This is a genomic window from Pseudomonas sp. MF5691, assembly GCF_016405645.1.
In the GTDB taxonomy this organism is placed as follows: domain Bacteria; phylum Pseudomonadota; class Gammaproteobacteria; order Pseudomonadales; family Pseudomonadaceae; genus Aquipseudomonas; species Aquipseudomonas shahriarae.
Window position 1 is genome coordinate 69,371 of the sequence record NZ_JAEKDC010000016.1, and the last position, 25,673, is coordinate 95,043.

The 25,673-nt window shown below is 61.9% G+C and carries 20 protein-coding genes; 14 read left to right on the forward strand and 6 right to left on the reverse strand.

The genetic code is table 11. The annotated features are described in order from the left end of the window. Positions 1-31 precede the first annotated feature (31 nt). The 4 genes from rsmA to JFT44_RS20905 are packed head-to-tail and all read right to left on the reverse strand — an operon-like array spanning position 32 to position 5,913. Entirely contained in the window at positions 32-844 is an 813-nt protein-coding gene (rsmA, locus tag JFT44_RS20890) for a 16S rRNA (adenine(1518)-N(6)/adenine(1519)-N(6))-dimethyltransferase RsmA (RefSeq protein ID WP_057440316.1), read from the reverse strand. Next, a complete protein-coding gene (gene pdxA / locus JFT44_RS20895) occupies positions 841-1,830 on the reverse strand; it encodes a 4-hydroxythreonine-4-phosphate dehydrogenase PdxA (RefSeq protein ID WP_057960788.1) in 990 nt (329 codons plus the stop codon). Before pdxA ends, rsmA begins: the two co-directional genes overlap by 4 nt. Continuing rightward, entirely contained in the window at positions 1,827-3,161 is a 1,335-nt protein-coding gene (locus JFT44_RS20900) for a peptidylprolyl isomerase (protein WP_181818279.1), read from the reverse strand. Before JFT44_RS20900 ends, pdxA begins: the two co-directional genes overlap by 4 nt. Continuing rightward, positions 3,142-5,913, reverse strand: coding sequence for an LPS-assembly protein LptD (locus JFT44_RS20905; protein ID WP_198831103.1), 2,772 nt, complete (start codon positions 5,911-5,913; stop codon positions 3,142-3,144). The genes JFT44_RS20900 and JFT44_RS20905 overlap by 20 nt, the downstream gene beginning before the upstream one ends. 130 nt (positions 5,914-6,043) lie before the next feature. Between JFT44_RS20905 and JFT44_RS20910 the strand changes: the two genes are divergently transcribed. Genes JFT44_RS20910 through JFT44_RS20920 form a run of 3 tightly spaced genes read left to right on the forward strand, consistent with a single transcriptional unit; the run spans position 6,044 to position 8,509 of the window. Then, a complete protein-coding gene (locus JFT44_RS20910) occupies positions 6,044-7,069 on the forward strand; it encodes an aminoglycoside phosphotransferase family protein (RefSeq protein WP_198831104.1) in 1,026 nt (341 codons plus the stop codon). Next, a complete protein-coding gene (murU, locus tag JFT44_RS20915; RefSeq protein ID WP_057960784.1) occupies positions 7,066-7,740 on the forward strand; it encodes an N-acetylmuramate alpha-1-phosphate uridylyltransferase MurU in 675 nt (224 codons plus the stop codon). Before JFT44_RS20910 ends, murU begins: the two co-directional genes overlap by 4 nt. Before the next feature lies 1 nt (position 7,741). Continuing rightward, a complete protein-coding gene (locus JFT44_RS20920) occupies positions 7,742-8,509 on the forward strand; it encodes a TerB family tellurite resistance protein (RefSeq protein WP_057960783.1) in 768 nt (255 codons plus the stop codon). A 790-nt stretch (positions 8,510-9,299) separates the two neighbouring features. Here JFT44_RS20920 and JFT44_RS20925 read toward each other — a convergent pair. After that, positions 9,300-10,274 (reverse strand): alpha/beta hydrolase family protein, encoded by a 975-nt coding sequence (locus tag JFT44_RS20925; protein ID WP_057960781.1) that lies wholly within the window; start codon positions 10,272-10,274, stop codon positions 9,300-9,302. A gap of 58 nt (positions 10,275-10,332) precedes the next feature. Between JFT44_RS20925 and JFT44_RS20930 the strand changes: the two genes are divergently transcribed. The 10 genes from JFT44_RS20930 to trpE all read left to right on the forward strand — a co-directional run bounded on the left by JFT44_RS20930 (position 10,333) and on the right by trpE (position 22,586). Next, positions 10,333-12,729: a PAS domain S-box protein gene (locus tag JFT44_RS20930; RefSeq protein WP_057960780.1), complete on the forward strand. Its 2,397-nt coding sequence runs from the start codon at positions 10,333-10,335 to the stop codon at positions 12,727-12,729. A gap of 68 nt (positions 12,730-12,797) precedes the next feature. Next, positions 12,798-13,427 carry a response regulator transcription factor gene (locus JFT44_RS20935; protein ID WP_057960779.1) on the forward strand — a complete coding sequence of 210 codons (630 nt, stop codon included), beginning with the start codon at positions 12,798-12,800 and terminating at the stop codon, positions 13,425-13,427. Positions 13,428-13,652: 225 nt separating this feature from the next. Beyond that, entirely contained in the window at positions 13,653-14,765 is a 1,113-nt protein-coding gene (locus JFT44_RS20940; protein ID WP_057440325.1) for an ABC transporter ATP-binding protein, read from the forward strand. 46 nt (positions 14,766-14,811) lie between these two features. Then, complete coding sequence (locus JFT44_RS20945) at positions 14,812-15,852, forward strand: ABC transporter substrate-binding protein (RefSeq protein WP_198818288.1); 1,041 nt, start codon at positions 14,812-14,814, stop codon at positions 15,850-15,852. 157 nt (positions 15,853-16,009) lie between these two features. Further along, positions 16,010-17,257, forward strand: a complete 1,248-nt coding sequence (locus tag JFT44_RS20950; protein ID WP_057960777.1) for an ABC transporter permease — start codon at positions 16,010-16,012, stop codon at positions 17,255-17,257. Between the two features lie 12 nt (positions 17,258-17,269). Continuing rightward, the gene (locus JFT44_RS20955; protein WP_029296783.1) at positions 17,270-18,097 is read left to right on the forward strand and encodes an ABC transporter permease; all 828 of its coding nucleotides are present in this window, start codon (positions 17,270-17,272) and stop codon (positions 18,095-18,097) included. 216 nt (positions 18,098-18,313) lie between these two features. Next, a complete protein-coding gene (locus tag JFT44_RS20960; RefSeq protein WP_115129121.1) occupies positions 18,314-19,462 on the forward strand; it encodes an iron-containing alcohol dehydrogenase in 1,149 nt (382 codons plus the stop codon). Between the two features lie 84 nt (positions 19,463-19,546). Then, a complete protein-coding gene (rpe, locus tag JFT44_RS20965; protein ID WP_057440329.1) occupies positions 19,547-20,221 on the forward strand; it encodes a ribulose-phosphate 3-epimerase in 675 nt (224 codons plus the stop codon). Beyond that, on the forward strand, positions 20,218-21,036 hold the full coding sequence (locus tag JFT44_RS20970) for a phosphoglycolate phosphatase (RefSeq protein ID WP_057444298.1): 819 nt from the start codon (positions 20,218-20,220) through the stop codon (positions 21,034-21,036). The genes rpe and JFT44_RS20970 overlap by 4 nt, the downstream gene beginning before the upstream one ends. Positions 21,037-21,104: 68 nt before the next feature. Next, positions 21,105-22,586, forward strand: coding sequence for an anthranilate synthase component I (trpE, locus tag JFT44_RS20975; RefSeq protein WP_169960154.1), 1,482 nt, complete (start codon positions 21,105-21,107; stop codon positions 22,584-22,586). Between the two features lie 152 nt (positions 22,587-22,738). On the opposite strand, the gene estP is transcribed toward trpE, so the two are convergent. Continuing rightward, positions 22,739-24,661: an esterase EstP gene (gene estP / locus JFT44_RS20980; protein WP_169990381.1), complete on the reverse strand. Its 1,923-nt coding sequence runs from the start codon at positions 24,659-24,661 to the stop codon at positions 22,739-22,741. A 418-nt stretch (positions 24,662-25,079) separates the two neighbouring features. Here estP and JFT44_RS20985 point away from each other — a divergent pair, with 418 nt between their 5' ends. Further along, on the forward strand, positions 25,080-25,673 hold the full coding sequence (locus JFT44_RS20985; protein WP_057440330.1) for an aminodeoxychorismate/anthranilate synthase component II: 594 nt from the start codon (positions 25,080-25,082) through the stop codon (positions 25,671-25,673).

Consider the following 25,673-nt stretch of genomic DNA (forward strand, 5'->3'; position numbering starts at 1 on the left):
TGTGGATCGCATTGCATCAAGCCTCTGCGGCTTATTCCGCCGTCGGCGCTGGCTGGATAGCTAGCTGGTCCGCCAGACGTACAAACGCGGCCAGGTCCAACTGCTCCGGGCGCAGGCTGCCGTCGACACCGGCGGCTTCGATCTCGGCGTTGCTCAGCAATGCCTTGAGTGTATTGCGCAGGGTCTTGCGGCGCTGGTTGAACGCTTCACGCACTACCCGCTCCAGCAGGCGATGATCCTTGGCCGGATGAGGAAGGACCGCGTGGGGCACCAGACGCACAATCGCCGAATCGACTTTCGGTGGTGGATTGAACGCGCCCGGCCCGACATTGAACAGGTGCTCGACCCGGCAGTGGTACTGGACCATGATCGACAGGCGACCCCAATCACCGCCGCCAGGGCCGGCGGCCAAGCGCTCGACCACTTCCTTCTGCAACATGAAATGCATGTCGCGGATGATCCCTGCGTTGTTCAGCAGGTGAAAGATCAGTGGCGTGGAGATGTTGTACGGCAAGTTGCCGACCACCCGCAGGCTGTTGGGGGCGGCATTGAGGCTGGTGAAGTCAAACTTCAGCGCGTCGCCCTGGTGCAGGTTGAAGTTGGGCATGCCAGCGAATTGCTGGTTGAGGATCGGGATCAGGTCCTTGTCCAGCTCAACCACATCCAGTTGGCCGCCGCTATTGAGCAGGCCCTGGGTCAGTGCGCCCTGGCCCGGGCCGATTTCCAGCAGGCGGTCTTCGGGCTTGGCATGGATGGAGCGCAGGATGCGGTCGATAACGCCGGCATCGTGCAGGAAGTTTTGCCCGAAGCGCTTGCGCGCCCGGTGTTGGTAATGCTCGGTCATATACGGGTCTCGGCCATCTGATAGGCGGTTTCCAGGGCCACGTGCAGGCTGCCGGTATCGATCTTGCCGCTGCCCGCCAGGTCCAGGGCGGTGCCATGGTCGACGGAGGTGCGGATGATCGGCAGGCCCAGCGTCACGTTGACTGCGGCGCCGAAACCTTTGTATTTCAGCACGGGCAGCCCCTGGTCATGGTACATCGCCAGCACTGCATCGCAGTGCTCCAGATATTTGGGGGTAAACAGAGTGTCCGCAGGCAATGGGCCACGCAGGTCCATGCCGTCTTGGCGCAGGCGCTCTAGTGTCGGTTCGATAATGTCGATTTCTTCATGGCCCAGGTGGCCACCTTCACCCGCATGGGGGTTGAGGCCACACACCAGGATTCGCGGCTGGGCGATGCCGAATTTTTGTTGCAGGTCAGCGTGCAGGATGCGCGTTACACGCTCCAGGCGCTCGGGGGTAATGGCATCGGCAATCTGGCGCAAGGGCAGGTGAGTGGTCACCAGTGCCACGCGCAGGCCGCGGGTTGCCAGCATCATCACCACTTGTTCGGTGTGGGTCAGTTCTGCGAGAAACTCGGTATGCCCGGAAAAGGCGATGCCGGCTTCGTTGATCACGCCTTTATGCACGGGCGCAGTGATCATCCCGGCGAAGTCGCCGTCGATGCAGCCTTGTCCGGCCCGGGTCAGAGTCTCCAGGACGAAGGCGGCGTTGGCCTTGTCCAGTTGCCCGGCGACTACCTTGGCCTGCAGCGGGGTGTCCCACACGTACAGGCTGTGGGCAGGTGCCGGCTGGTCGGGCCAGTTGCCCGGCGAAACGGGCAGCAAGTCGACAGCCACGCCCAGTTGCGCGGCCCGCTCAAGGAGCAGGTCGCGGCTGGTAATGGCAATCAGGGGGTGAGGCTGGGCTTGCGCGGCGAGCAGCAGGCACAGGTCTGGACCTATGCCGGCCGGCTCGCCGGGTGTCAATGCGAAACGCTGGGGTTTCACTGGACTGCCTGGTCGGTGCCTGTTATGTCGGCGCCAGGAAGCTTGTTTTCCACGTAGGCTTCGTCACGGATCTGACGCAGCCAGGTTTGCAGCTCTTCGTCGTATTTGCGGTTCCGCAATACGGTCAGTGCTTGCTGCTCACGGGCCTGGCTGGTGTTGTCGGTGGCGCGGCGGCCAAGGACTTCCAGGACATGCCAACCGTATTGGGTCTTGAACGGCTTGGACAGCACGCCTTGGGGCGTATCGTTCATGACTTGCTGGAACTCGGGCACCAGGGCTCGTGGGTCGATCCAGTTCAGGTCGCCGCCGTTGAGGGCAGAACCCGGGTCTTCCGAGAAGCTTTTGGCCAGGGTGGCGAAGTCTTCACCGCCTTCGATGCGCTCATAGATCTTTTGCGCCAGTTCCTTGGTTTGAGCCTCGGTGCGGATTTCGCTTGGCTTGACCAGGATATGGCGAACATGCACTTCGTCTTTCAACGAAGTCTCGCCGCCGCGGCGTTCCAGCAACTTCAGAATGATGAAGCCGCCAGGGGTGCGCGCAGGTTGGGTGATGCCACCTACTTCCATGGCGCTCAGCTCACGGTCAAACGGCGGTGGCAATTGAGCAGCTTTACGCCAGCCCATGTCGCCGCCTTCGAGAGCGTTGTCGCTACCGGACTGGGCGATTGCCATCTGGGCAAAGTCGGCACCGGCCTTCAGACGGTCATAGATCGCCTGGGTCTTGGCCGCTGCGGCATTGAGTTGCTCGGCGTTGGCGCTGTCCGGTGTCGGGATCAGGATATTGGCCAGGTGCAGTTCTTCGGAGAGCTGCATCTTGCCCAGGTCCGAGGCCAGGAAGTTCTTCACTTCCTGCTCCGATACCTGCACACGTTCGGCCACACGGCGCTGACGCACACGGCTGATGATCATTTCGCGGCGGATCTGGTCACGGGCGTCCTCATAGGACAAACCGTCACGGGCCAGGGCCGCACGAAACTGATCAATGCTCATGTTGTTGCGTTGAGCGATGGTGCCGACGGCCTGGTTCAGTTCTTCGTCGGTGATGCGGATGCCGGAGCGGTCGCCAATCTGCAATTGCAGGTTTTCGACGATCAGGCGTTCCAGCACCTGCTGGTCCAGGACGCTGGTCGGCGGCACGCCACCACCACGCTTGGCGATGGTTTGCTGAACTTCCTTGACCCGTTGGTCCAGTTGGCTCTGCATGATCACGTCGTTATCGACGATGGCCACCACCTTGTCCAGCGGTTGCACTGCAGCGTGTGCCGCTGCAGTGCCCAGGAACAGCGCGCCCAGCATCAGCGGGCGCAGACAATCAGAAAGCTTGATCTTCACGTTCACGATAACCTTGGATGCCTTTGTCGAGGAAGCTCTCTACCTTGGCGCCAGTCAGGCCGCCGAGTCCTTTGAGGACGATTTGGAGGAAGAGCCCGTGGTCGCCTTTTTCGTTCAGCGGGGCGATCTGGGTGTATTCGTCGTTGGAAACCCAATAACGGTTGATCACACGCAGTTTCCAGCAGCAGTTGTCGTACTCGAAACCACCGAAGGCTTCCAGGGTACGGTTGCGTGCATAGTCATACTGCCAGCGGGTGATCAGGTTCCACTGTGGAATGATCGGCCACATCATCGAGAAGTCGTGTTGCTGGATTTTGTAGTAATCCTTCACGTAGTTCTCTTGGCCTACAGTGCCGTAGTCGCCACCAAACTGCCATTTGCCGGTCAGCTGGTTGTAGACCACCTGGTCATTACGATAGCGGTAACCAACGTTGATAACCTTGTTCGGGTTGTCTTCTGGCTGGTAGTGGAACATCGCGCTGCCGGAGCGGGGGCTGTGGTTCTCAGTGTCCCAGTTATAGTCGGCAGTGGCACGCCAGTCACGGTTGAAGCGGAACTCGTAGTCGAGGGCGATTGGCGAGACATCCGACTGTGCGTCTTCGCGGTCAGCGGCCACGATGCCAGGCAGTTGCACTTCGCGGTCCTTGAAGTACAGGGCCTGACCGACGGAAACTCGCTGACGCTCAAAGCCGTTTTCTTCGATCCAGCGGCTGGTCACGCCCAGGGACAGTTTGTTCTCGTCGCCGATACGGTCGGTGCCCGAAAAACGGTTGTCGCGGAACAGAGAGCCGTAGCTGAACGAGGTTTCGCTGGTGTCAAACACTGGGATGTCGGACTGATCTTTCTCTGGAACATAGAGATAGAACAGGCGCGGCTCCAGAGTCTGGTTGTAGTTCTTGCCAAACCACTGGGTGGTGCGGTCGAAGTACAGGCCGCTATCGACACTGGCGATTGGAATAGCGCGATCTTGAGAACTCTTGAACTTCTGGCCCGCTGGCAGTTGGGACTTGCCGGTATTGTCGAGGTCGAGATCGTACTTGGTGTACGCGTACTTGAGCTTCGGCGTGATGAAACCGTAGCTCGAAGTCATCGGCAGAGACATGCTTGGCGCCACATTCAACCGAGTACCATTGGCCCGGGTAAGGCCGGTGACGTAGGTGTCAAGACGCCGGGAAGGTATACCGTCCTTGTCGGTAAAGTCCCCAGTCTCAAGATCCCGGTCAAACCTTACCGCCTCAGCGTCATAGGCAAAGTTCAGACCGCCAGGATGATACGGTAGCGAACCGTTGAAAGTGATCTGCGGCAGGCGGTTATACGGCGTGATCTGAGAGATCGTCGCCAACTTGTAGGCTTGCAGGTTCAGACGGGCGTTGTAGTTGTCGCCACGATAGCTGACCGCGCCTTGCTGATTCAGCGCATCGCGCCGTTCAACACCAATCTGGTCAGTCTGCAGGTCCTGGAAGTAGTACGGGTCGCTGATGTCGGTGTAGTCGACTTCAGTCATAACGCGCGAATCCAGGCCACCCTTGTGCTGCCAGTTGAGCATCCAGCGGGTTTTCTCGAAATCCGTCTGTTTGCTGCGCTCGTCGTTGTCGTCGTTGAGGTAAGCACCGCCTACCTGGCCTTCGCTGGACTTGGTGAGGTAGCGGAATTCGCCTTCCATCAACAAGCCACGCTTGGTCATGTAGCGCGGGTACAACGTGGCATCGTAATTCGGCGCCAGGTTGAAGTAGTACGGTGTCACCAGCGTGAAGCCACTTTCCCCACCCGAGCTGAAGCTCGGCGGCAGGAAGCCGGATTGACGACGATCGTCAATCGGGAAGTAGATGTACGGGGTGTACAGGATCGGGATGTTCTTGACCCGCAACGTCGCGTTGGTCGCCGTACCGAAGCCGGTGGCCGGGTTCAACGTGATGTTGTTACCGCGCAGCTGCCAGGCATTGCTGTCTGGCTCGCAGGTGGTGTAGGTACCGTCCTTGAGGCGGATGATCGCGTTTTCGGCACGCTTGGCGTACAGCGCGTTACCACGGATGCGCGATTTGTGCATCACGTATTCGGCGTTGTCGATCTGCGCGGCGCCGGTGTCCAGTTGGACCTGGGCATGGTCGCCGACGATCAGCGCGCCATTGTCGCGCATGCGCACATTGCCGTTCAGCTCGCCACGGTTCTCGGCCTGGTACAGGCTGGCCTCTTGGGCCTCGACCTGCATGCTGCCTTGGCGCATGACCACGTCACCGGCCAGGGTGGCGACCTGGGTTTCCTGCTCGTAACGAGAGGCCTTGGCACCGATGAAGGTCGGTGCGTCGCTCTTGTCGGTCTTGTCGTTCATGCCAGGACGGGGCGGCTCGATGTACGCACCGGCGCAATAAGGACCGGTTTCGGCCAGTTGCGCTGCGGTGAGGTTTTCTCGAGGGACCCAGTCCAGGTGGCTGTAGTCGGCACTGCGCGAACGCAGGCCACGGCCCTTGGATTCGGTGACCAGCTTGGTCTGCGGTACGGCTTCGGCACCAGCAGCTTCGCCTTGCGGCGTGCCGTTGGCCGAGCTGACGGCACTGCCGTCATGCACCGGACGCGGTGGTAACGGGGCTGCGCTGGCTTTCGGCGCGCAATCCCAGGCACCCGAAGCAGAGACTGAGCAGTCATACTGTTCCGCGGCGACCACGAATGAGGTGGCGAAGGGTTGCATGGCCAGCAGACTGCCGGTTACCAGCAACGGAAATTTTCTACGAAACGCGGGGGATTTCAATGCCATCTTATTAGTCCGGGCTTCCTGCGTGCCATCTGCCCGCGGTGTGGGCCGCACGCCTCTCGATGGTCTGAAAAAGATGCGTGATAATAAAGCATGACCCGCTTGACGGCTAGCGCCGTCGGAGACCCTTGTAATGCCCGACCAAGATCTACGTTTGCAACACCTGAAAGTCTGGCTCGATCAGCAGTTACCCGAGCTTTTCCATGCCCAGGGATGGGGGGGCGTACCCCCGGCTACATTGACTGCGGCCAGCAGCGACGCGAGTTTCAGACGGTACTTCCGTTGGCAGGGCGAAGGTCGCACATTGATCGTGATGGATGCCCCACCCCCCCAGGAAAACTGCAAACCTTTCGTCGATATCGCGAGAATGTTGGCGAAATCGGGAATAAATGTTCCGCAAATTTATGCAGAAGATCTCTCCCAAGGCTTTCTTTTGCTCAACGACCTGGGCAAAAACACCTATCTGGATGTGATTGACGGTGAAAATGCCGATCAATTGTTTGCCGAAGCCATCGACGCGCTGCTGGTTTTCCAGCAATTGCCGATGGACGCTGGGTTGCCCAGCTACGACGTGCCATTGTTGCGCCGTGAGCTGGAACTGTTCCCCGAATGGTACGTGCGCCGGCATCTGGGCATTGAGTTCGACGAGCAGCAGTTGGCTCAATGGCAGCGGGTCAGCCAATTGCTGATCGACAGCGCCCTGGCCCAGCCCAAGGTCCTGGTGCATCGCGACTATATGCCGCGCAACCTGATGATCAGCGTGCCGAACCCTGGCGTGCTGGATTTCCAGGATGCGGTCTACGGCCCCGTGACCTACGACATCACCTGCCTGTTCAAGGACGCTTTCCTCAGTTGGCCCCAGGCGCGGGTGCGCGAATGGCAGCGTGGTTATTGGGAACGTGCTGGCCAATTGGGCATCCCGGTGCAGGCGGACTTTGAAGATTTCCTGCGCGCCAGCGACTTGATGGGGGTGCAGCGTCACCTCAAGGTCATCGGTATCTTTGCGCGTATCTGCCACCGTGATGGCAAACCGCGCTACCTGGCGGACGTGCCACGCTTCTTTGCCTATATAGACGCGGTGCTGGCCGATCGGCCGGAGCTGGCCGACCTGGGCGAGTTGCTGGCCAGCCTGCGCCAACCGGCCGAGGCCCATGTATGAAGGCGATGATCCTGGCGGCCGGCAAAGGTGAGCGGATGCGTCCGCTCACCCTGCACACCCCCAAACCGTTGGTCCAGGCCGGTGGCAAGCGCCTGATCGAGTACCACCTGGAGGCGTTGGCGAAAGCGGGATTCACCGATATCGTCATCAACCATGCCTGGCTGGGCCAGCAAATCGAGAGTTACCTGGGAGACGGCGCGCAGTACGGCGTGCGCATCCAGTATTCGCCAGAAGGCGAGCCCCTGGAAACCGGTGGCGGAATCTTCCAGGCCTTGCCCTTGCTGGGGGAGGAGCCGTTCCTGGTGGTCAATGGCGATATCTGGACCGACTACGACTTTGTCCGCCTCAAGCAGCCCTCGAGCGGCTTGGCGCACTTGGTCATGGTCGATAACCCGCCTCATCACCCCAGTGGTGGCGATTTCTATATCAAGGATGGTTTGCTTCATGATGCAGCGCCCGGTGCCGATAACCTGACCTTCAGTGGCATTTCGGTGCTGCACCCCAAGCTGTTCGCGGGTTGCAGTGCCGGTGCCTTCAAGCTGGCGCCCTTGCTGCGCACGGCGATGGCTCAAGGCTTGGTCTCGGGGGAACACATGGATGGACGCTGGATTGACGTCGGTACGCTGGAGCGCCTGGCGCAGGTTGAAAGTCTGCTGACCGTGGGCCAGTAAGATGTTGTGGCCTGGGACTCTGATCGGCGCCGGGGCGGGTTTTGCCATCGCCAGCATTCCGGGGGCCATGTTGGGTGGGCTGCTGGGGCAGGCGCTGGATCGGCGCCTGCAATTGCACAGTTGGGCCCAACTGCGCGAACGCCTGGGCGGCCGTCCGGCGCTGCGCAATGACGAGCTGCTGTTTGTCCTGCTGGGCCGCCTGGCCAAGAGTAATGGGCGGGTGGTGGACGGCCATATCCAGCAGGCGCGGGTGGAGATGCGCTCGCTGGACATGAGCGAGCCGGCCCAGCGCCGGGCGATTGCCGCGTTCAACCGAGGCAAGTCGGGGACCGACCGCGTGCGCAGTTACCTGCGCGTGCTCAAGGTGCAGCCCCATGCGGCGGAAGGCGTGCTGCGCGCCTGCTGGCGCATGGTCTGGGCCGACGGCAAGGCCAGCCCCGCCGAGCGCGAGCTGATCGAGCTGTGGGGCAAATGGCTGGGGTGGACGCCGCAACAACTCCAGGCACTGGCCCATGACTATGAGCCGGAACGCAAGCCTCTGGTCACCCGCGGTAGTACCTATCAAGAGGCCCTGCGGATTCTCGGGGTGACCGGCACGACAGAGCCTGCGGTCATCAAACGTGCCTATCGACGGCTGCTCAGTCGGCACCATCCGGACAAGATTGCCGGCACTGGCGCCAGCCCCGCTCAAGTGCGCGAGGCCACGGAGCGCACCCGAGAGCTGCATAGTGCCTACACGATCATTCGCGAGCAGCGGGATTTCCGCTGACCCGACCGCCTGTGGCGAGCGGGCGTGCCAAAAGTGTCCACCCTGTCCCCGCACACCCGTCAACCATGTGCCCGGTCCGTAAAAAAAGAGCCCCAAAGTAACCAAGGGGCTCCTGGTATCGGAGGCCGGGGACCCACCACTGGGCACCTCGCCCAGTCTCGGTGTGCCTGCAATCCAGCAGTGATTCGGGGGGCGCCGAGATGGCGGTCTATCAGTCGATAGATGTATTGGCCGAGATATCTCTATCGCAGGCAAGCCAGCTCCCACAGGGGAATGCAGCTTCGCAGCTCTGGCTCTGTTTTTGATCTGGCTTTTGATCTTGATCTCAGGCGCCCCGTTAAACCACGCTGGCCGCAGGCAGGTATTGCGCAGTGAGCACCCCGGCAGGGATGCCGGGGTAGCCGCGACACGGCCATGGATGGCCGATCGCGGCGGGCCCACGGAGCAATGCCTGACTGCGGGCATGCCGAGCCTAGGCGAGGCACCGAGTGGTGGGGCAAGAGCGTTTTGCTTACTTTGGCGCTTCTCCAAAGTGAGCCGCCGTAAGGGCGGAACCCTAAGGGGCCATGACCGCAGCAACGGATATGTACACAAACCCAATAACCAAAAAAGAGCGAGTTGTGTAGATCCTCATGCCCCCACAGGGCCTCTTAGGTTTGTCAGATAAACCGAGCGGCGGGTTTTAGGGCTGCTGCGCAACCCAACGCGGGCAAGCCCGCTCGCCACAACCACAACCACAACCACAACCACAACCACAACCACAACCACAGACGGGGCGGGGCAGTTGGGCTCAGCTACCGCTGCTTTGCGGGCTCAACCAGCCGCGAATCCGCCGGTACAACTGTTCCTGGGCCGCTGCGCTATTCCCGGGAATAGTCTTCAACGACACCTGCTTGTAGTTGTCATTCTTCAGCCGCTTGCTTGCCTGGCTGCGCTCCAGCGCCATTTTGCTGGCCAGGGCGTTGTCCTGATAGAAGACATCGGCGGTCGCCAGCTTCAATGTCGGGGTCAGCTGTTGCAGATCCGGTTGACGGCCCACCGGCGACTGCGCCGCGACCATGATGAACTTTTGCACCTGGGCCGGTTGTTTTTCGCTCAGGTAGCGCGCAGCCCACCAGGCCCCAGTCCCGTGCCCCAGCAGCACCACGCTGCGGGCGTTCTGGGTCTGGGCATAGGCGACGGCTGCGTCGATGCGGGCGAAGATCCGTGTCGCGTCGGTCTTGTCCTGCTCATCCACGCCAGAGATCACGGCCGGGTCGGTGCCCTCGGCTTCGGCGCTGGCCGCCTGTTCGATGGGCTTGGGCGCGGCGGTGCTGGCATCCTTGCTGCTGTCGACGACCGCATCGGGAGCCTGGATCACCCGCGGCGGCAGGGTATCGACACTCAGGTCGGGCAGCGACAGGCTCAGGCTGCCCCAGGCGGCATCCGGCAGCTTCTGGCGCAAAGGCCCGATGGCTTGCGGCCAGTCAGCCGTTTCTCCGGCGCCGGGGACGATAATCACCACACCCTGCGGTTCGGGGCTGTTCGCCGGTTTCCACAGTGCCAGGAACGACTCGTCGCCGGCCTGCAATTGTTGCTGCTCGTGGGGCGGCAGTTGTCGCTCCAGGGCCTGGGCTTCCTCCTGGCTACGCTCTGGCAGAGGCTGGCGTTCTGGTGGTTTTTCGGCGGCCGCCGGCGCGGTGTCAGCCGCCTGCACGCAAAAGGTGCTGGTAAACAGCAGCGACAGGCACAATGCTGGCAGTGTCGAACGGTGAAGCAGGGGCATAGTGGAATCCCGGCCAGAAGTGATCCCGGCAGCCTAATGGGTTGTATGTGAGATGTGAATGATGAATTTTCGCTGTCTGCTGGTTATCGGCTATCTGTGCTTGCCCTTGATGGTGAATGCCGCGCCTGCGTCTGTGGTGCCGCCGGCGGTGCTCAACCCGCAGCAGCGCGAGTGGTTGGCGCAGCACCCGCAACTGCGGGTCGGGGTGGTGTTGCAGGCGCCTTACGCGCAATACGACCGGCGCCTGCAGCGCTTGTCCGGGGCCAATGTCGAGCTGATGCAGGCGCTGGCCAAGGCGCTGAATATCGAGCTGACCTGGCGCAACTTCCCCACGCAGGAACAGTTGGAGGACGCCTTGCGCGAGGATGCGGTCGACCTCGCCCCAGGTCTGCTACAAACCCCTGCCGGCCTGCGCCTGTGGCAGTTTTCCGACCCGTATATGCGCGTGCCCCAGCACATTGTTGGCATTCGCGACGGCAGCGGCACGGTGGACCTGGAAAAGCTCGATGAACAGTCCCGGGTCGCCGTGCGCATGCCCAGCGGCGTGGCGGATTACCTGCGCAGCAATTACCCCAGGCTGAACCTGCAAGGTGTGCCCCTGGAGCGCCAGGCCTTGCAGTTATTGGTCAGCCAGCAGGCGCGCTATGCGGTAGTCGATGAGGCGCAGTTGAGCCGCTTGTCGATCGAGCCCGAGTTCGCCGGTTTGGCCGTGGTCGGCGATATTGGATTGCCGCAACTGTTGCGGGTGGCCACCCGGCGTGACTGGCCAGCCCTGGCAGAGATTGTCGAGAGCGGCCTGCGCGCCATTCCGGCCCGTGAGCTGGAGCAATTGCATGCCCGCTGGCTGCAACCCAAATACCCACGCCTGTCGGAATCACCGGGATTCTGGCAAAACCTCAGCCTGCTGCTGGGCCTGCTGTTGCTCGCGTGCCTGACGGTTGCCCTGTGGCAGCGTCGGCAAAAACATGCCCTGGAACACCAGTTGCTGGCCACGCGTGAGGAAAGCGCTGCCCGTGCGGCGGGCGCCGAAGCATTGCGTCTGACCCAGTTTTCGATTGATCAAAGTACCGTGGGTATCCTCTGGGTCAATTGGGACAGCCATGTGCGCTACGCCAACGTCGCCGCCGAAACCATGCTCGGTTACGCCCCGGGAGCGTTGATCGAGCGCCCGCTGATCGAGTTCGAACCCAATCTGAGCATGGACCGCTGGCTGAACCTGTGGAAGCGCGCCCGGGCCAGTGAAGACGGGCCGCAGAGCTTCGCCACCCAGTGCCTGCGCGCGGATGGCAGCCTGTTGCCCACGGATGTGTCCTTGAGTTTCCTGCGCTTTGCCGGTGGCGAATACCTGGTGGTGTACCTCAACGACGTTACCGAGCGCCGCCGGGCCTTGGCCGCGTTGCAGGAAAGTGAAGCGCGCCTGCAAGGCATCGCCGCCAATGTGCCAGGGCTGGTGTTTCGCCTGGAGCGTCTGCCGTTGAGCGCCGCCATCGACTTTGCCTATATCAGCGAAGGCAGTGAGCGCCTGGTGGGCTATTCGCCATCCGTGCTCAGCCACCGCGATGTGGGGATTCGCAGCCTGGTCCACCCGGATGATCGCGCCAGTTACCACCAGACCCAGGATCAGGCCATCGACACCGAGAGCAACTGGTCGTGGCAGGGCCGCATCCTGACCCGCCAGGGCGAGCAGCGCTGGGCCGAGATCAAGGCGGTCACCCGGCGTCTGGACGATGGGGCGGTGGTCTGGGATGGGATCGTCTGGGATATCAGCGACAGCAAACGCATTGAGCTGGAATTGGACGCCTCGCGGGCGCAACTGCGCGAACTCTCGGCGCACCTGGAAACCGTGCGTGAGGAAGAGAAGGCGCGGATTGCCCGCGAAGTTCACGATGAGCTGGGGCAGATGCTCACGGTGTTGAAGCTGGAAACCTCCATGTGCGAGTTGGCCTACGCCCAGTTGGACCCAGGCCTGCACGAGCGCCTGAACAGCATGAAGCGCCTGATCGCTCAACTGTTCCAATTGGTCCGTGATGTGGCCACGGCGTTGCGCCCGCCGATTCTCGACGCGGGGATCGCCTCGGCCATCGAGTGGCAGGCCCGGCGGTTTGAGGCGCGCACACAGATTCCGTGCCTGGTGCAGGTGCCGGATAACCTCCCGGCCTTGAGTGACGCCAAGGCCATTGGCCTGTTCCGTATCCTGCAGGAGGCGCTGACCAACGTCATGCGCCATGCCCAGGCGCATACGGTGGAGTTGACCCTGGTGGTGGAGGGCGCCAATCTGCGGTTGACCATCAGTGATGATGGCGCAGGCTTCGTCCCTGCACCGGGGCGTCCGGTGTCGTTTGGTTTGGTGGGCATGCGCGAGCGGGTGCTGATCATGGGCGGGCAGTTGACCCTCGACAGCGAACTGGGGGAGGGCACCACCCTGAGCGTTACGGTGCCGTTGGATTCGCCATAGATCCCTTGTGGGCTTGCTCGCACATTTTGAATGTCGGCGTTTAATCGCTATAGAGAGAGGAAATTGCCGTGATCCGCGTATTGGTAGCCGAAGACCACACCATCGTCCGTGAAGGCATCAAGCAGTTGATCGGCCTGGCCAAGGACCTGCTGGTGGTGGGCGAGGCGGGTAACGGCGAACAGCTGTTGGAAGCCTTGCGTCACACGCCCTGTGAGGTGGTGCTGCTGGATATCTCCATGCCCGGGGTCAACGGCCTGGAGGCGATTGCGCGGATCCGCGCGCTGAACAACCCGCCGGCCATTCTGGTGCTGTCGATGCATGACGAGGCACAAATGGCCGCCCGGGCGCTGAAGGTCGGCGCGGCAGGGTATGCCACCAAGGACAGCGATCCTGCGCTGTTGTTGACGGCAATCCGCAAAGTCGCCGCGGGCGGGCGCTATATCGACCCGGACCTGGCGGACCGCATGGTGTTTGAGGTCGGCCTCACCGATACCCGGCCGTTGCATTCGCTGTTGTCCGAGCGCGAGTTCTCGGTGTTCGAGCGCTTGGCTCAGGGCGCCAACGTCAACGATATCGCCCAGCAACTGGCCCTGAGCAGCAAGACCATCAGCACCCATAAGGCGCGGTTGATGCAAAAACTCAACATCAGCTCCCTGGCCGAGCTGGTGAAGTACGCGATGGAGCACAGGCTCCTATAGGCGCGTGTCTATTTGCGACATCGCTCAACCCCCAGGAAGCCCGTGCTTGCAGCTTGTCGCTTGAAGCTTGCTGCGCAACTGTCCCTTGCCCGCCATCCGTGTAGGGCAATCCCTACCCCGAACCTTCCATCCTGCTGATGCCAATCTCTCCTGCGCCCCGATTTCCGGGGGCTTGCGCCTGGATTACGCTAGCTTCACAGCAGTCCAAAACAAAAAGGTGCGGGTATGAGCGAGGCGGATTCAAATGATGTGCTGGTCAGCTTTCGTGGTGTGCAGAAGAGCTACGATGGCGAGAACCTGATCGTCAAAGACCTCAACCTGGACATTCGCAAAGGCGAGTTCCTCACCCTGCTGGGCCCGTCCGGTTCGGGCAAGACCACCAGCCTGATGATGTTGGCGGGCTTCGAAACGCCGACCGCCGGGGAGATCCTGCTGGCCGGGCGCTCGATCAACAATGTGCCGCCGCACAAGCGCGACATTGGCATGGTGTTCCAGAACTATGCGCTGTTCCCGCACATGACGGTGGCCGAGAACCTGGCGTTCCCCCTGACGGTGCGGGGCTTGAGCAAGACCGATGTCAGCGAACGGGTCAAGCGCGTGCTGAGCATGGTCCAGCTCGACGCCTTCGCCCAGCGCTACCCGGCGCAGCTCTCCGGCGGCCAGCAGCAACGGGTGGCCCTGGCTCGCGCCCTGGTGTTCGAGCCGCAGTTGGTGCTGATGGACGAACCCCTCGGTGCCCTCGATAAACAGCTGCGTGAACACATGCAGATGGAGATCAAGCACCTGCACCAGCGCCTGGGCGTGACCGTGGTTTACGTGACCCACGACCAGGGTGAAGCGCTGACCATGTCCGACCGGGTAGCGGTGTTCCACCAGGGCGAGATCCAGCAGATCGCACCGCCGCGCACTTTGTATGAAGAGCCAAAAAACACCTTCGTCGCCAATTTCATCGGCGAGAACAACCGTCTTAACGGCCGCCTGCACAGCCACACCGGCGAGCGGTGCGTGGTTGAGCTGGCGCGCGGCGAGAAGGTCGAGGCGCTGGCGGTGAATGTCGGGCAGATCGGTGGCCCGGTGACGCTGTCGGTGCGCCCGGAGCGGGTCAGCCTCAACGGTTCCAGCGAAAGCTGCAGCAACCGTTTCTCGGGCCGGGTGGCCGAATTTATCTACCTGGGCGACCACGTGCGCGTGCGCCTGGAAGTCTGCGGCAAGGCCGATTTCTTTGTGAAACAACCGATCGCCGAGCTGGATCCGGCACTGACGGTCGGCGATGTGGTTCCGATTGGCTGGCAAGTCGAGCACGTTCGCGCACTCGACCCACTTCTAGAGGCGAATTGATCGCCCCCTTGGCTTCATCCAACCCTGCACGTGGAGAGAACAATAAATGTTGAGATCCCTGAAATTGACCGCCCTGGCCATCGGCCTGGCGAGTGCTTCACAGGTCATGGCAGGTCCGAACCTGACGGTGGTGTCGTTTGGCGGCGCGAACAAGGCGGCCCAGGTCAAGGCTTTCTATGCTCCGTGGGAAAGCGCGGGCAACGGCAAGATCATCGCCGGCGAGTACAACGGCGAGATGGCCAAGGTCAAAGCCATGGTCGACACCAAAAGCGTGTCCTGGGACCTGGTGGAAGTCGAGTCGCCGGAACTGTCCCGTGGCTGTGACGAGGACATGTTCGAGCCGTTGGATCCTAAGCTGTTCGGCAACCCCGACGACTATGTGAAAGGCGCGATCCAGCCCTGTGGCGTGGGTTTCTTCGTGTGGTCCACGGTGATGGCGTACAACGCCGACAAACTGAAGACGGCCCCTACCAGTTGGGCGGACTTCTGGGACACCAAGACTTTCCCCGGCAAGCGCGGCTTGCGCAAGGGGGCCAAGTACACCCTGGAATTCGCCCTGATGGCCGACGGTGTAGCGCCCAAGGACGTGTACAAAGTGCTGGCCGGCAAGGACGGCCAGGACCGCGCCTTCAAGAAACTCGATGAACTCAAGCCGTCGATCCAGTGGTGGGAAGCCGGCGCCCAGCCGCCGCAGTACCTGGCCTCGGGTGACGTGGTGATGAGCTCGGCCTACAACGGCCGGATCGCCGCCGTGCAGAAAGAGAGCAACCTGAAAGTGGTGTGGAACGGTGGTATCTACGATTTCGACGCCTGGGCGATCCCCAAGGGCCTGGGCAAGGAGCGCGCCGAGGCGGCGAAGAAATTCATCGCCTTCTCCGTTGCACCGCAGCAACAGAAAATCTACTCGGAAAACATCGCCTACGGTCCGGCCAATACCCAAGCCGTGCCGCTGCTGGCCAAGGACATCCTCAAGGATATGCCGACTACTCCGGAAAACATCGCCAACCAGGTGCAGATTGATGTGAGCTTCTGGGCGGATAACGGTGAGCAACTGGAGCAGCGCTTCAATTCCTGGGCTGCCAAATAACAAGCCCCACCGCTTAACCCCTGTGGGAGCTGGCTTGCCTGCGATGGCAGCACCTCGGTAGACCCTACACACCGAGTTGCTGCCATCGCGGGCAAGCCCGGCTCCCACAAGGGGGCCTTTCACACGGGTTTCAACTGTAGATTTTCCGGAGTTTGCCATGGCCATCGCCGTTCCCTCGAACGAGGTCACCACCCCCAGCTTGAAGCAGCGCCTGGCGCGTGCCGAGCGGCTTAACCGCTGGAAGGCCCAGGCCTTGATCGCGCCGCTGGTGGTGTTTTTGCTGCTGGTGTTCCTGGTGCCCATCGTTGCGCTGTTGTACAAAAGCGTCGGTAACCCGGAAGTGGTCGCTGGCCTGCCGCGTACCGTGGTGGCGGTGACCGCCTGGGATGGTCGTGGCCTGCCCGGCGAGTCGGTGTACCAGGCTGTCAGCGAGGACCTGGGTGAAGCCCGGAAAAACCAGACCCTGGGCGACTTGTCCAAGCGCCTGAACATGGAGCTGGCGGGTTATCGCAGCCTGTTGACCAAAACCGCGCGGGCGCTGCCGTTCAGCGAAGTGCCGGCCTCTTATAAAGAAGCGCTGGAAAACCTCGACGAACGCTGGGGCGACCCCGCGTACTGGCAGGCCATCCGGCGCAACACCAGCAGCCTCACGCCTTATTACCTGCTGGCGGCGGTCGATCATCGGATCGACGACCTCGGCGAAGTCGCGCCGGCCACGCCGGACCAGGCGATTTACCTCGATATCTTCGCCCGCACCTTCTGGATGGGCCTGGTGATTACCGTGTGCTGCCTGCTGCTGGCCTATCCGCTGGCGTACCTGCTGGCCAACCTGCCGGCGCGGCAAAGCAACCTGTTGATGATCCTCGTGCTGCTGCCCTTCTGGACCTCGGTGCTGGTGCGCGTGGCCGCCTGGATTGTGCTGCTGCAGTCCGGCGGGCTGATCAACGGCGCGCTGATGGGCCTGGGCATCATTGATAAGCCTCTGGAGTTGGTGTTCAACCGGCTGGGGGTCTACATCTCCATGGTGCATATCCTGCTGCCGTTCATGATTCTGCCGATCTACAGCGTGATGAAGGGCATTTCACCGACCTACATGCGTGCGGCGATCTCTTTGGGTTGTCACCCATTCGCCAGTTTCTGGCGGGTGTACTTCCCACAGACCTACGCGGGTGTGGGTGCCGGTTGCCTGCTGGTGTTTATCCTGGCGATTGGCTACTACATCACCCCGGCCCTGCTGGGCAGCCCGAACGACCAGATGGTCAGCTACTTCGTGGCGTTCTACACCAACACCAGCATCAACTGGGGCATGGCGACTGCGCTGGGCGGCTTGCTGCTGCTGGCGACCGTGGTGCTGTACCTGATCTACAACTGGCTGGTGGGCGCCAGCCGCCTGCGCCTGAGCTGAGGAGCGCCTGAAATGTCCAGCAGTCCTTATATGTCACCCATCGAGCGGGTGTGGTTCTACAGCTTGCGGATCCTCTGCGGCCTGATCCTGTTGTTCCTGATCCTGCCGGTGCTGGTGATCATCCCGCTGTCGTTCAACTCCGGGAGTTTCCTGGTGTACCCGCTGCAGGGGTTTTCGTTGCACTGGTACCAGGACTTCTTTGCCTCGGCGGAATGGATGCGCGCCTTGAAGAACAGCATCATCGTCGCCCCGGCGGCCACGGTGCTGGCGATGGTGTTTGGCACGTTGGCCGCTATTGGCCTGACCCGTGGCCACTTCCCCGGCAAGGCGCTGGTGATGGCCCTGGTGATTTCGCCGATGGTGGTACCGGTGGTGATTATCGGCGTGGCGAGTTACTTGTTCTTTGCCCCGCTGGGGCTGGGCAACAGTTTCTTTTCGCTGATTGTGGTGCATGCGGTGCTGGGCGTGCCCTTTGTGATCATCACCGTGTCGGCGACCTTGCAGGGCTTCAACCACAACCTGGTGCGAGCCGCGGCCAGCCTGGGGGCGTCGCCGTTGACCGCGTTTCGCCGGGTGACGCTGCCGCTGATTGCGCCGGGCGTCATTTCCGGGGCGCTGTTTGCCTTTGCCACATCGTTCGATGAGGTGGTGGTGACGCTGTTCCTCGCCGGGCCCGAGCAGGCCACCTTGCCTCGGCAGATGTTCAGCGGCATCCGCGAAAACCTCAGCCCGACCATTGCCGCAGCGGCGACCTTGCTGATTGCCTTCTCGGTGGTGCTGTTGCTGACCCTGGAGTGGCTGCGTGGGCGCAGCGAAAAACTGCGGACGGCGCAGGTCTGACTGCTGAAACCCGATCACCTGTGGGAGCTGGCTTGCCTGCGATGGTCTCGACTCGGTACACCTGATGCACCGAGTCGAGGCCATCGCAGGCGAGCCAGCTCCTACATTGACCGCGCCCGCTTTGAATGACCCAACCATTCAGCCGCTGAATGGCAGACAACCCGCATTCCCCAGCTATTCTTGTGCCAGCCCACCAATTTATAAGAGGCCGCGCACATGAGTACCTCCTCATTCAAGATCGCCCACAAATTGCTCACCGGCCCAGGCGCCATCGAGCAATTGGCCGCCGAGCTGACCCGGCTGGATATCGACAACCCGTTGATCGTCACCGATGCTGCGCTGGTCAAGTCCGGTACGGTGCAACTGGCATTGGCGCAGTTGGGTGATCGGCCTTACGAGATCTTCGACCGGGTGCTGCCCGACCCGGAGATCGCCATCGTCGAAGACTGCATGCAGGCCTACCGCGAAGGCGGGCATGACGGCCTGATCGGCGTCGGCGGTGGCAGTGCCATTGATATCGCCAAGAGCGTCGCCGCCTATGCCGGTTATCACGGCGCACTCGAGGATTTGTTCGGTGTGGACCAGGTGCCGCGCAAAGGCCCGCCGCTGATTGCCATTCCCACCACGGCCGGCACGGGGTCGGAAGTGACCAATGTGGCGATTCTGTCGGACAAGGCCGCGCAATTGAAAAAAGGCATCGTCAGCGACTACCTGCTGCCGGATGTTGCGCTGATCAGCCCGCAAATGACCCTGACCTGCCCGCGCAGTGTTACGGCTGCCAGTGGTGTGGATGCCCTGGTGCATGCCATCGAGTCCTATCTGTCCCTGAACGCCTCGCCAATCACCGATGCCCTGGCCATTGGCGCGATCAAGTTGATTGCCAACGCCTTGCCCAAGGCCTACGCCAATCCGGCCAACCTGCAGGCGCGTGACGATATGGCCACGGCCAGCCTGATGGCCGGCATGGCCTTCGGCAATGCCGGGGTGGGGGCGGTGCATGCGCTGGCCTACCCGTTGGGCGGGCGTTTCAATATTGCCCACGGGGTGAGCAACGCGTTGCTGCTGCCCTATGTGATGCACTGGAACAAGCTGGCCTGTGTCGAGCGCATGCAGGATATCGCCCAGGCCATGGGGGTGAATATCACGGGCTTGAGCGTCAACGATGCAGCGGACCAGGCGGTGGAGGCCATGACGCGACTGTGCGCCGCAGTGGAGATCCCTTGCGGCTTGCGCAGCTTCGGCGTGCCAGAGGAGGCGATCCCGGCCATGGCCGTAGAAGCCGCGGGAATCGAACGCCTGATGCGCAACAATCCGCGCAAGCTCAGTGCGGCGGATATCGAGAAAATCTACCGCGCCGCGTACTAGTCATTGAGTCAGGTCACGGTGCGCGCAACAAAGCATGAGGTATACAATGCGCGCCATCGTGATTTAGCTCAGAAAAGGTGCGTCATGCAGCCCTTCGTAATTGCTCCATCGATCCTCTCCGCCGACTTCGCCCGCCTGGGCGAGGAAGTGGACAACGTGTTGGCCGCCGGTGCCGACTTCGTGCACTTCGATGTCATGGACAACCACTATGTGCCGAACCTGACCATCGGCCCGATGGTTTGCGCCGCGCTGCGCAAGTACGGCGTGACCGCGCCGATTGACGTGCACCTGATGGTCAGCCCGGTGGACCGCATCATCGGCGACTTCATCGAAGCCGGCGCGACCTACATCACCTTCCACCCGGAAGCCACGCTGCATGTCGACCGCTCCCTGCAACTGATCCGCGAAGGCGGCTGCAAGGCTGGCCTGGTGTTCAACCCGGCGACCCCGCTGGACACCCTCAAGTACGTGATGGACAAGGTCGACATGGTCTTGCTGATGAGCGTCAACCCGGGTTTTGGCGGGCAGAAGTTCATTCCCGGTACCCTCGACAAGCTGCGTGAGGCCCGTGCGCTGATTGACGCCTCTGGCCGCGATATCCGCCTGGAGATCGACGGTGGGGTCAACGTCAACAACATCCGTGATATCGCGGCGGCGGGCGCGGACACCTTCGTCGCCGGCTCGGCGATCTTCAACACCCCTGACTACCAGGCCGTGATTGCCAAGATGCGTGAAGAACTGGCGCTGGCGCGTCCATGAGCGGTTTTGAGCAGCTGTTCCCCGGTAAATTGCCGCGGCTGGTGATGTTCGATCTGGACGGCACCCTGGTCGATTCGGTGCCGGACCTGACGGCTGCGGTGGATCACATGTTGCTCAAGTTGGGGCGCAAGCCTGCCGGTATCGAATCGGTACGCGAGTGGGTCGGCAACGGCGTGCAGATGCTGGTGCGCCGTGCGCTGGCCAATCACATTGATGCCGAAGGTGTCGATGAGGTGGAGGCCGAGCACGCGCTGGAACTGTTCAACGCGGCCTACGAAGACGGCCACGAACTGACCGTGGTTTACCCCGGCGTGCGCGACACCCTCAAGTGGCTGCACAAGCAGGGCGTGGAAATGGCCCTGATCACCAACAAGCCGGAACGCTTCGTCGCGCCGCTGCTGGACCAGATGAAGATCGGCCGGTATTTCCGCTGGATCATCGGCGGCGATACCCTGCCGCAGAAAAAACCGGATCCGGCGGCGCTGTTCTTTGTGATGAAAATGGCCAATATCCCGGCGTCCCAGTCGCTGTTTGTCGGCGATTCGCGCAGCGATGTGCTGGCGGCGAAAGCGGCGGGGGTCAAGTGTGTGGCCTTAAGCTATGGCTACAACCATGGCCGGCCGATTGCCGAAGAGTCGCCGGCGCTGGTCATTGATGACCTGCGACTGCTAATCCCCGGTTGCTTGGGAGCGGGCGCTGAGATAACGTTGCCCGACGCTGTCCCATCCCCTTCTGGAAATCCCATCGTGGTGGTCACTCGCAAACTCTGGATGAAAGTCATCAAGGCCCTGGCCCGCTGGCGTTGGCGCGCCTGACTGATCCTGGCCGCGCTGCGGCACGTTTGCATACCTGACTGTTAGACCCTCACGCCACGAGGCACCCCATGATCCGCGAAGAATTCCTGCGTTTGGCCGCTGCCGGCTACAACCGCATCCCCATGGCCCGGGAAACCCTGGCCGACTTCGATACGCCGCTGTCGATCTACCTGAAACTGGCCGACGAGCCCAATTCCTATCTGCTGGAATCGGTGCAGGGCGGCGAAAAGTGGGGCCGTTACTCGATCATTGGCCTGCCGTGCCGCACGGTCCTGCGGGTGCATGACCATCACGTCAGCATCACCCATGATGGCGTCGAGATCGAAAGCCACGATGTGCAAGACCCGCTGGCCTTCGTCGAAGCCTTCAAGGCGCGCTACAACGTGCCAACCATTGCTGGTTTGCCGCGTTTCAATGGCGGCCTCGTGGGGTATTTCGGCTACGACTGCGTGCGTTACGTGGAGCAACGCCTGGGCAAATGCCCGAACCCCGACCCGTTGGGTGTGCCGGACATCCTGCTGATGGTTTCCGACGCGGTGGTGGTGTTCGACAACCTGGCCGGCAAGATGCACGCGATTGTGCTCGCCGACCCGGCCCAGGCCGATGCGTTCGAGCAAGGCCAGGCCAGCCTCGAAGCGCTGCTGGACAAGCTGCGCCAGCCGATCACCCCGCGTCGCGGCCTGGACCTCAGCCGTCCGCCGGCGGCCGATCCGGTGTTTCGCTCCAGCTTTACCCAGGATGACTACGAGCGCGCGGTCGATACCATCAAGCAATACATCCTCGCCGGTGACTGCATGCAAGTGGTGCCGTCGCAGCGGATGTCCATCGACTTCAAGGCGGCGCCCATCGACTTGTACCGGGCGCTGCGCTGCTTCAACCCGACGCCGTACATGTACTTCTTCAACTTTGGCGACTTCCACGTAGTGGGCAGCTCGCCGGAAGTGCTGGTGCGCGTCGAAGACAACCTGATCACCGTGCGGCCGATTGCCGGCACGCGCCCCCGTGGCGCGACCGAAGAGGCCGACCTGGCACTTGAAGAAGACCTGCTGTCCGACGACAAGGAAATCGCCGAGCACTTGATGCTCATCGACCTGGGGCGTAACGACACCGGACGCGTTTCGGAAATCGGCTCGGTGAAGCTCACCGAGAAGATGGTGATCGAGCGTTATTCCAACGTGATGCACATTGTGTCCAACGTCACCGGCGAGCTGAAGGCCGGCCTGACGGCGATGGACGCGCTGCGCGCAATTCTGCCGGCGGGCACCTTGTCCGGCGCCCCGAAGATTCGTGCGATGGAAATCATCGACGAGCTGGAGCCGGTCAAGCGTGGGGTCTACGGCGGCGCCGTGGGTTATTTCGCGTGGAATGGCAACATGGACACGGCCATTGCGATCCGCACGGCGGTGATCAAGGACGGCGAACTGCATGTGCAGGCGGGCGGCGGGATTGTCGCCGACTCGGTGCCGGCCCTTGAGTGGGAAGAAACCCTGAACAAGCGCCGGGCGATGTTCCGTGCGGTGGCATTGGCCGAGCAGACCCCGCAAGACTGACGGTCGATTCCGGTCTAAATGTGGGGTTGGGCTTGTGTGGGAGCGGGCTTGCCCGCGATGGCGGTCTGTCAGTCACCGATGTAGTGACTGAACCACCGCTATCGCGGGCAAGCCCGCTCCCACATGGGTTTTATGTTGTTTTTAAGGCCGTATTAGAAATCCAGGCTCACTCCGACACTGACCCCTTGCTGGGTCAGGCTGTCATCCTTCCTCACGTTATACGCCGCGCGCAGTGCCAACTCCTGGGTGAGCTTGTGGCTGACCCCGAGACTCAAGCGATCCGAATTGCTGCGAGGGGTGTAGCCGTCGAGTTCGAAGCCGATCCCCTGCACGCTGTTGAGCGAAATATTCACCTTTTGGGTGTCATTTTCGAACTCATGCTCGTGAGCCACTTCGCCAAAAACCTGGGTTTGCGGGGTGACGCGGTAGCTGCCCTGCAGGCCAACGCCCAGGCGTTTGGAGTCGCGTTGCTGGTCGGCAAAGGTCAGCGCGGTGGAGCGGCTGCCTTTTTCCGAGTAGCCATCGACTTCGATTCGCGCATAGTCGGCGCTGATGAACGGCGACAGGTGCCAATCGCTGCCGACCCCGGCAATGTCATAGCCTACGCGGCCGCTCAAGGCCCAGAGCCAGCCGTCGGTGTCACCTTTTTCTGAGCCTTCGCTGACGCCCAGGGCGAACTTGCGCTTGAGGCTGTCGAAGTCCAGCCGGCCGCCGGTCAGCGCGGCATCGGCCCACCAGTGATTGTGCTGATACTGCGCGAATGCGCTGCCCATGTAGCTGTTGAGCTTGTAGTCCGAGTCGCTGGCGCCTGCTTCGAGAGTCTGGCGATACAGCCCGGCCGCGACACCTACGCGCCAGCTGTCGTCGAGACGATAGCTGCCGCCGACATTCAGGTTGTAGCCACTGCCGTCGCCACTGGCCGAGCTGCCTTGACCGTCGAAGTCCAGGCGCTGACCACCACCGGCGACAATTGCGCGCCATTGGCCGACGGCTTGCCAGTTGCCGTTGTCCGCCTGCCACTGGTTACGCAGCTCATCCTGATGGGCGCGCAGGGTGCCTTGGGCCATTTCTGGCAGCAGGCTCAGCTCCCAGGGGGCGGCGAGTAGCGAGTAGGCATAGTCGGCGATCAAGCGTTGCCCGGCGACGGTGGGGTGGACCGAGTCGTTGTAGATCAGCTTGGTCGGGTCCGGCTGGGTGCCGCCGATGCCATACGTCGGGTTGGCGGTGCAACTGTTGCCAGTGAAGCAGGTGCCGGTAAGGTTCTGCCCGGTCGCCAGGCCAAATCGGCCTGGGTCGGCGAAGGTTTCCTGCAACAGCAGTGGAATATTCAACGGGATGATCTGGGCGTCGATCTGCGACAGGCGCTGTACCAGTGCCTGGTTGAAAATAGTGCTCAGGGCGGACGTCCCAGCCTGCTGCGGCGTGCCGTTGATGGCGGGTGTCAGGCCCAGGTCGGGCAGCATCCACACCATGATGTAGCGCGCACCGGCTTGTTGCAGAGCCTGGGCGCTGTCGGCCAGGCGCCCGCCTGCGGCAACGGCTTGGCCTGGACTGAGGACGCGCTGTTGCAGGAAGTCATTACCGCCACCGGACAGAAAATACAGCGCGTTGGGGTCGGCCCGCCCACCGTTTGCCGGTAGATAACCCTGGCGACTGCGTAAAACAGTGCCCGCGCCCGCATTGCCGGGGGGGATCGCCGTGTCGGAGACTGAGGTGATGGAATCCAGGATGTTGTCGGTACGGTAGCCACCGACCGCCCAGTTATTGCCGTCAGGCAAGCCTTGCGCGGCGCGAACCGGCGAGGTGGAGGCGTTCAGATCGTTTGGCGCTACACCCAGTTTGGAGCCCAGCAGGGTCGATGAAACCAGGCCGTAGTCACCCTGGAATGTGGGGCCGGTACGGTTGGTAAAACGCAGGGTGGCACCGGACACACCATCGGGGAACTGGCCGGCGTCCGCCAGGCTATCGCCAAAAACCACCATGGTTGAATAAGGTGACGGTGCTGCAAACGCCTGCGCGCAGGCCAGTGCCAGGAGGCATCCGGCAAGGGGCGCAACAAAAGATGGTCTGAGCATAGGGATTCCATATGATTGTTTTTGTATCGGAAGTGAAACACTAGCAATGTAGAGGGAGTTTTCTGTGAGGAAAATCGTTTTTTCTTACAAAACCTTCGTCATGCCCCCCGTATTTGCTGCTCTATATTGCACCGCTGGCGAGGCTACGTTACTGTGCGGGAACGTATGAATGAGACCCTCCCCGTGTTGATCATCAGCAAACTCTTGATGCGAGTAGTCAAGGCACACGCCCGTTGGCGTTGGCGCGCCTGAATTTTCTCTGCCGGCCCGGCCGGACCTGTACCGATTTGCCTTCTTCACCCTTTGTTCGACGCCCCTTGCCGGCTGACCCTGGCAACCGGAACGTGCGTCTGGCAGCGGGTCACGCTCCTGGAAGGCGGTCATTCGAAATCAGTGAATTCAAGAGGTTTGAACCCACATGTTGCTGATGATTGATAACTACGACTCCTTTACCTACAACGTTGTGCAATACCTGGGCGAGCTCGGTGCCGAGGTCAAGGTGGTGCGCAACGATGAAATGACGGTGGCGCAGATTGCTGCCCTGAACCCGGAGCGTATCGTGGTTTCCCCAGGCCCCTGCACGCCGACCGAGGCGGGTATCTCCCTGGAAGCCATCCGTTTTTTCGCCGGCAAGCTGCCGATTCTCGGGGTTTGCCTGGGCCACCAGTCCATCGGCCAGGCATTTGGCGGCGACGTGGTGCGTGCCCGCCAGGTGATGCACGGCAAGACCAGCCCGGTGTTCCATAATGATCAAGGTGTGTTCCAGGGCTTGAACCTGCCGGTGACGGTGACCCGTTACCACTCACTGGTGGTCAAGCGCGAGACCTTGCCCGAATGCCTGGAACTGACGGCCTGGACCCAGCTGGAAGACGGCTCGGTCGACGAGATCATGGGCCTGCGGCACAAGACACTGAATGTCGAAGGGGTGCAGTTTCACCCTGAATCAATTCTGACCGAGCAGGGCTACGAGCTGTTCGCCAACTTTCTCAAGCAGAGCGGCGGCACGCGCTAA

What these genes read in the sequence shown, in the direction of transcription:
- rsmA (WP_057440316.1), bottom strand. Translation starts at nt 844, where the DNA reads ATGACCGAGCATTACCAACACCGGGCGCGCAAGCGCTTCGGGCAAAAC.
- JFT44_RS20905 (WP_198831103.1), bottom strand. Translation starts at nt 5,913, where the DNA reads ATGGCATTGAAATCCCCCGCGTTTCGTAGAAAATTTCCGTTGCTGGTA.
- JFT44_RS20910 (WP_198831104.1), top strand. Translation starts at nt 6,044, where the DNA reads ATGCCCGACCAAGATCTACGTTTGCAACACCTGAAAGTCTGGCTCGAT.
- murU (WP_057960784.1), top strand. Translation starts at nt 7,066, where the DNA reads ATGAAGGCGATGATCCTGGCGGCCGGCAAAGGTGAGCGGATGCGTCCG.
- JFT44_RS20920 (WP_057960783.1), top strand. Translation starts at nt 7,742, where the DNA reads ATGTTGTGGCCTGGGACTCTGATCGGCGCCGGGGCGGGTTTTGCCATC.
- JFT44_RS20925 (WP_057960781.1), bottom strand. Translation starts at nt 10,274, where the DNA reads ATGCCCCTGCTTCACCGTTCGACACTGCCAGCATTGTGCCTGTCGCTG.
- JFT44_RS20930 (WP_057960780.1), top strand. Translation starts at nt 10,333, where the DNA reads ATGATGAATTTTCGCTGTCTGCTGGTTATCGGCTATCTGTGCTTGCCC.
- JFT44_RS20940 (WP_057440325.1), top strand. Translation starts at nt 13,653, where the DNA reads ATGAGCGAGGCGGATTCAAATGATGTGCTGGTCAGCTTTCGTGGTGTG.
- JFT44_RS20945 (WP_198818288.1), top strand. Translation starts at nt 14,812, where the DNA reads ATGTTGAGATCCCTGAAATTGACCGCCCTGGCCATCGGCCTGGCGAGT.
- JFT44_RS20950 (WP_057960777.1), top strand. Translation starts at nt 16,010, where the DNA reads ATGGCCATCGCCGTTCCCTCGAACGAGGTCACCACCCCCAGCTTGAAG.
- JFT44_RS20955 (WP_029296783.1), top strand. Translation starts at nt 17,270, where the DNA reads ATGTCCAGCAGTCCTTATATGTCACCCATCGAGCGGGTGTGGTTCTAC.
- JFT44_RS20960 (WP_115129121.1), top strand. Translation starts at nt 18,314, where the DNA reads ATGAGTACCTCCTCATTCAAGATCGCCCACAAATTGCTCACCGGCCCA.
- rpe (WP_057440329.1), top strand. Translation starts at nt 19,547, where the DNA reads ATGCAGCCCTTCGTAATTGCTCCATCGATCCTCTCCGCCGACTTCGCC.
- JFT44_RS20970 (WP_057444298.1), top strand. Translation starts at nt 20,218, where the DNA reads ATGAGCGGTTTTGAGCAGCTGTTCCCCGGTAAATTGCCGCGGCTGGTG.
- trpE (WP_169960154.1), top strand. Translation starts at nt 21,105, where the DNA reads ATGATCCGCGAAGAATTCCTGCGTTTGGCCGCTGCCGGCTACAACCGC.
- estP (WP_169990381.1), bottom strand. Translation starts at nt 24,661, where the DNA reads ATGCTCAGACCATCTTTTGTTGCGCCCCTTGCCGGATGCCTCCTGGCA.
- JFT44_RS20985 (WP_057440330.1), top strand. Translation starts at nt 25,080, where the DNA reads ATGTTGCTGATGATTGATAACTACGACTCCTTTACCTACAACGTTGTG.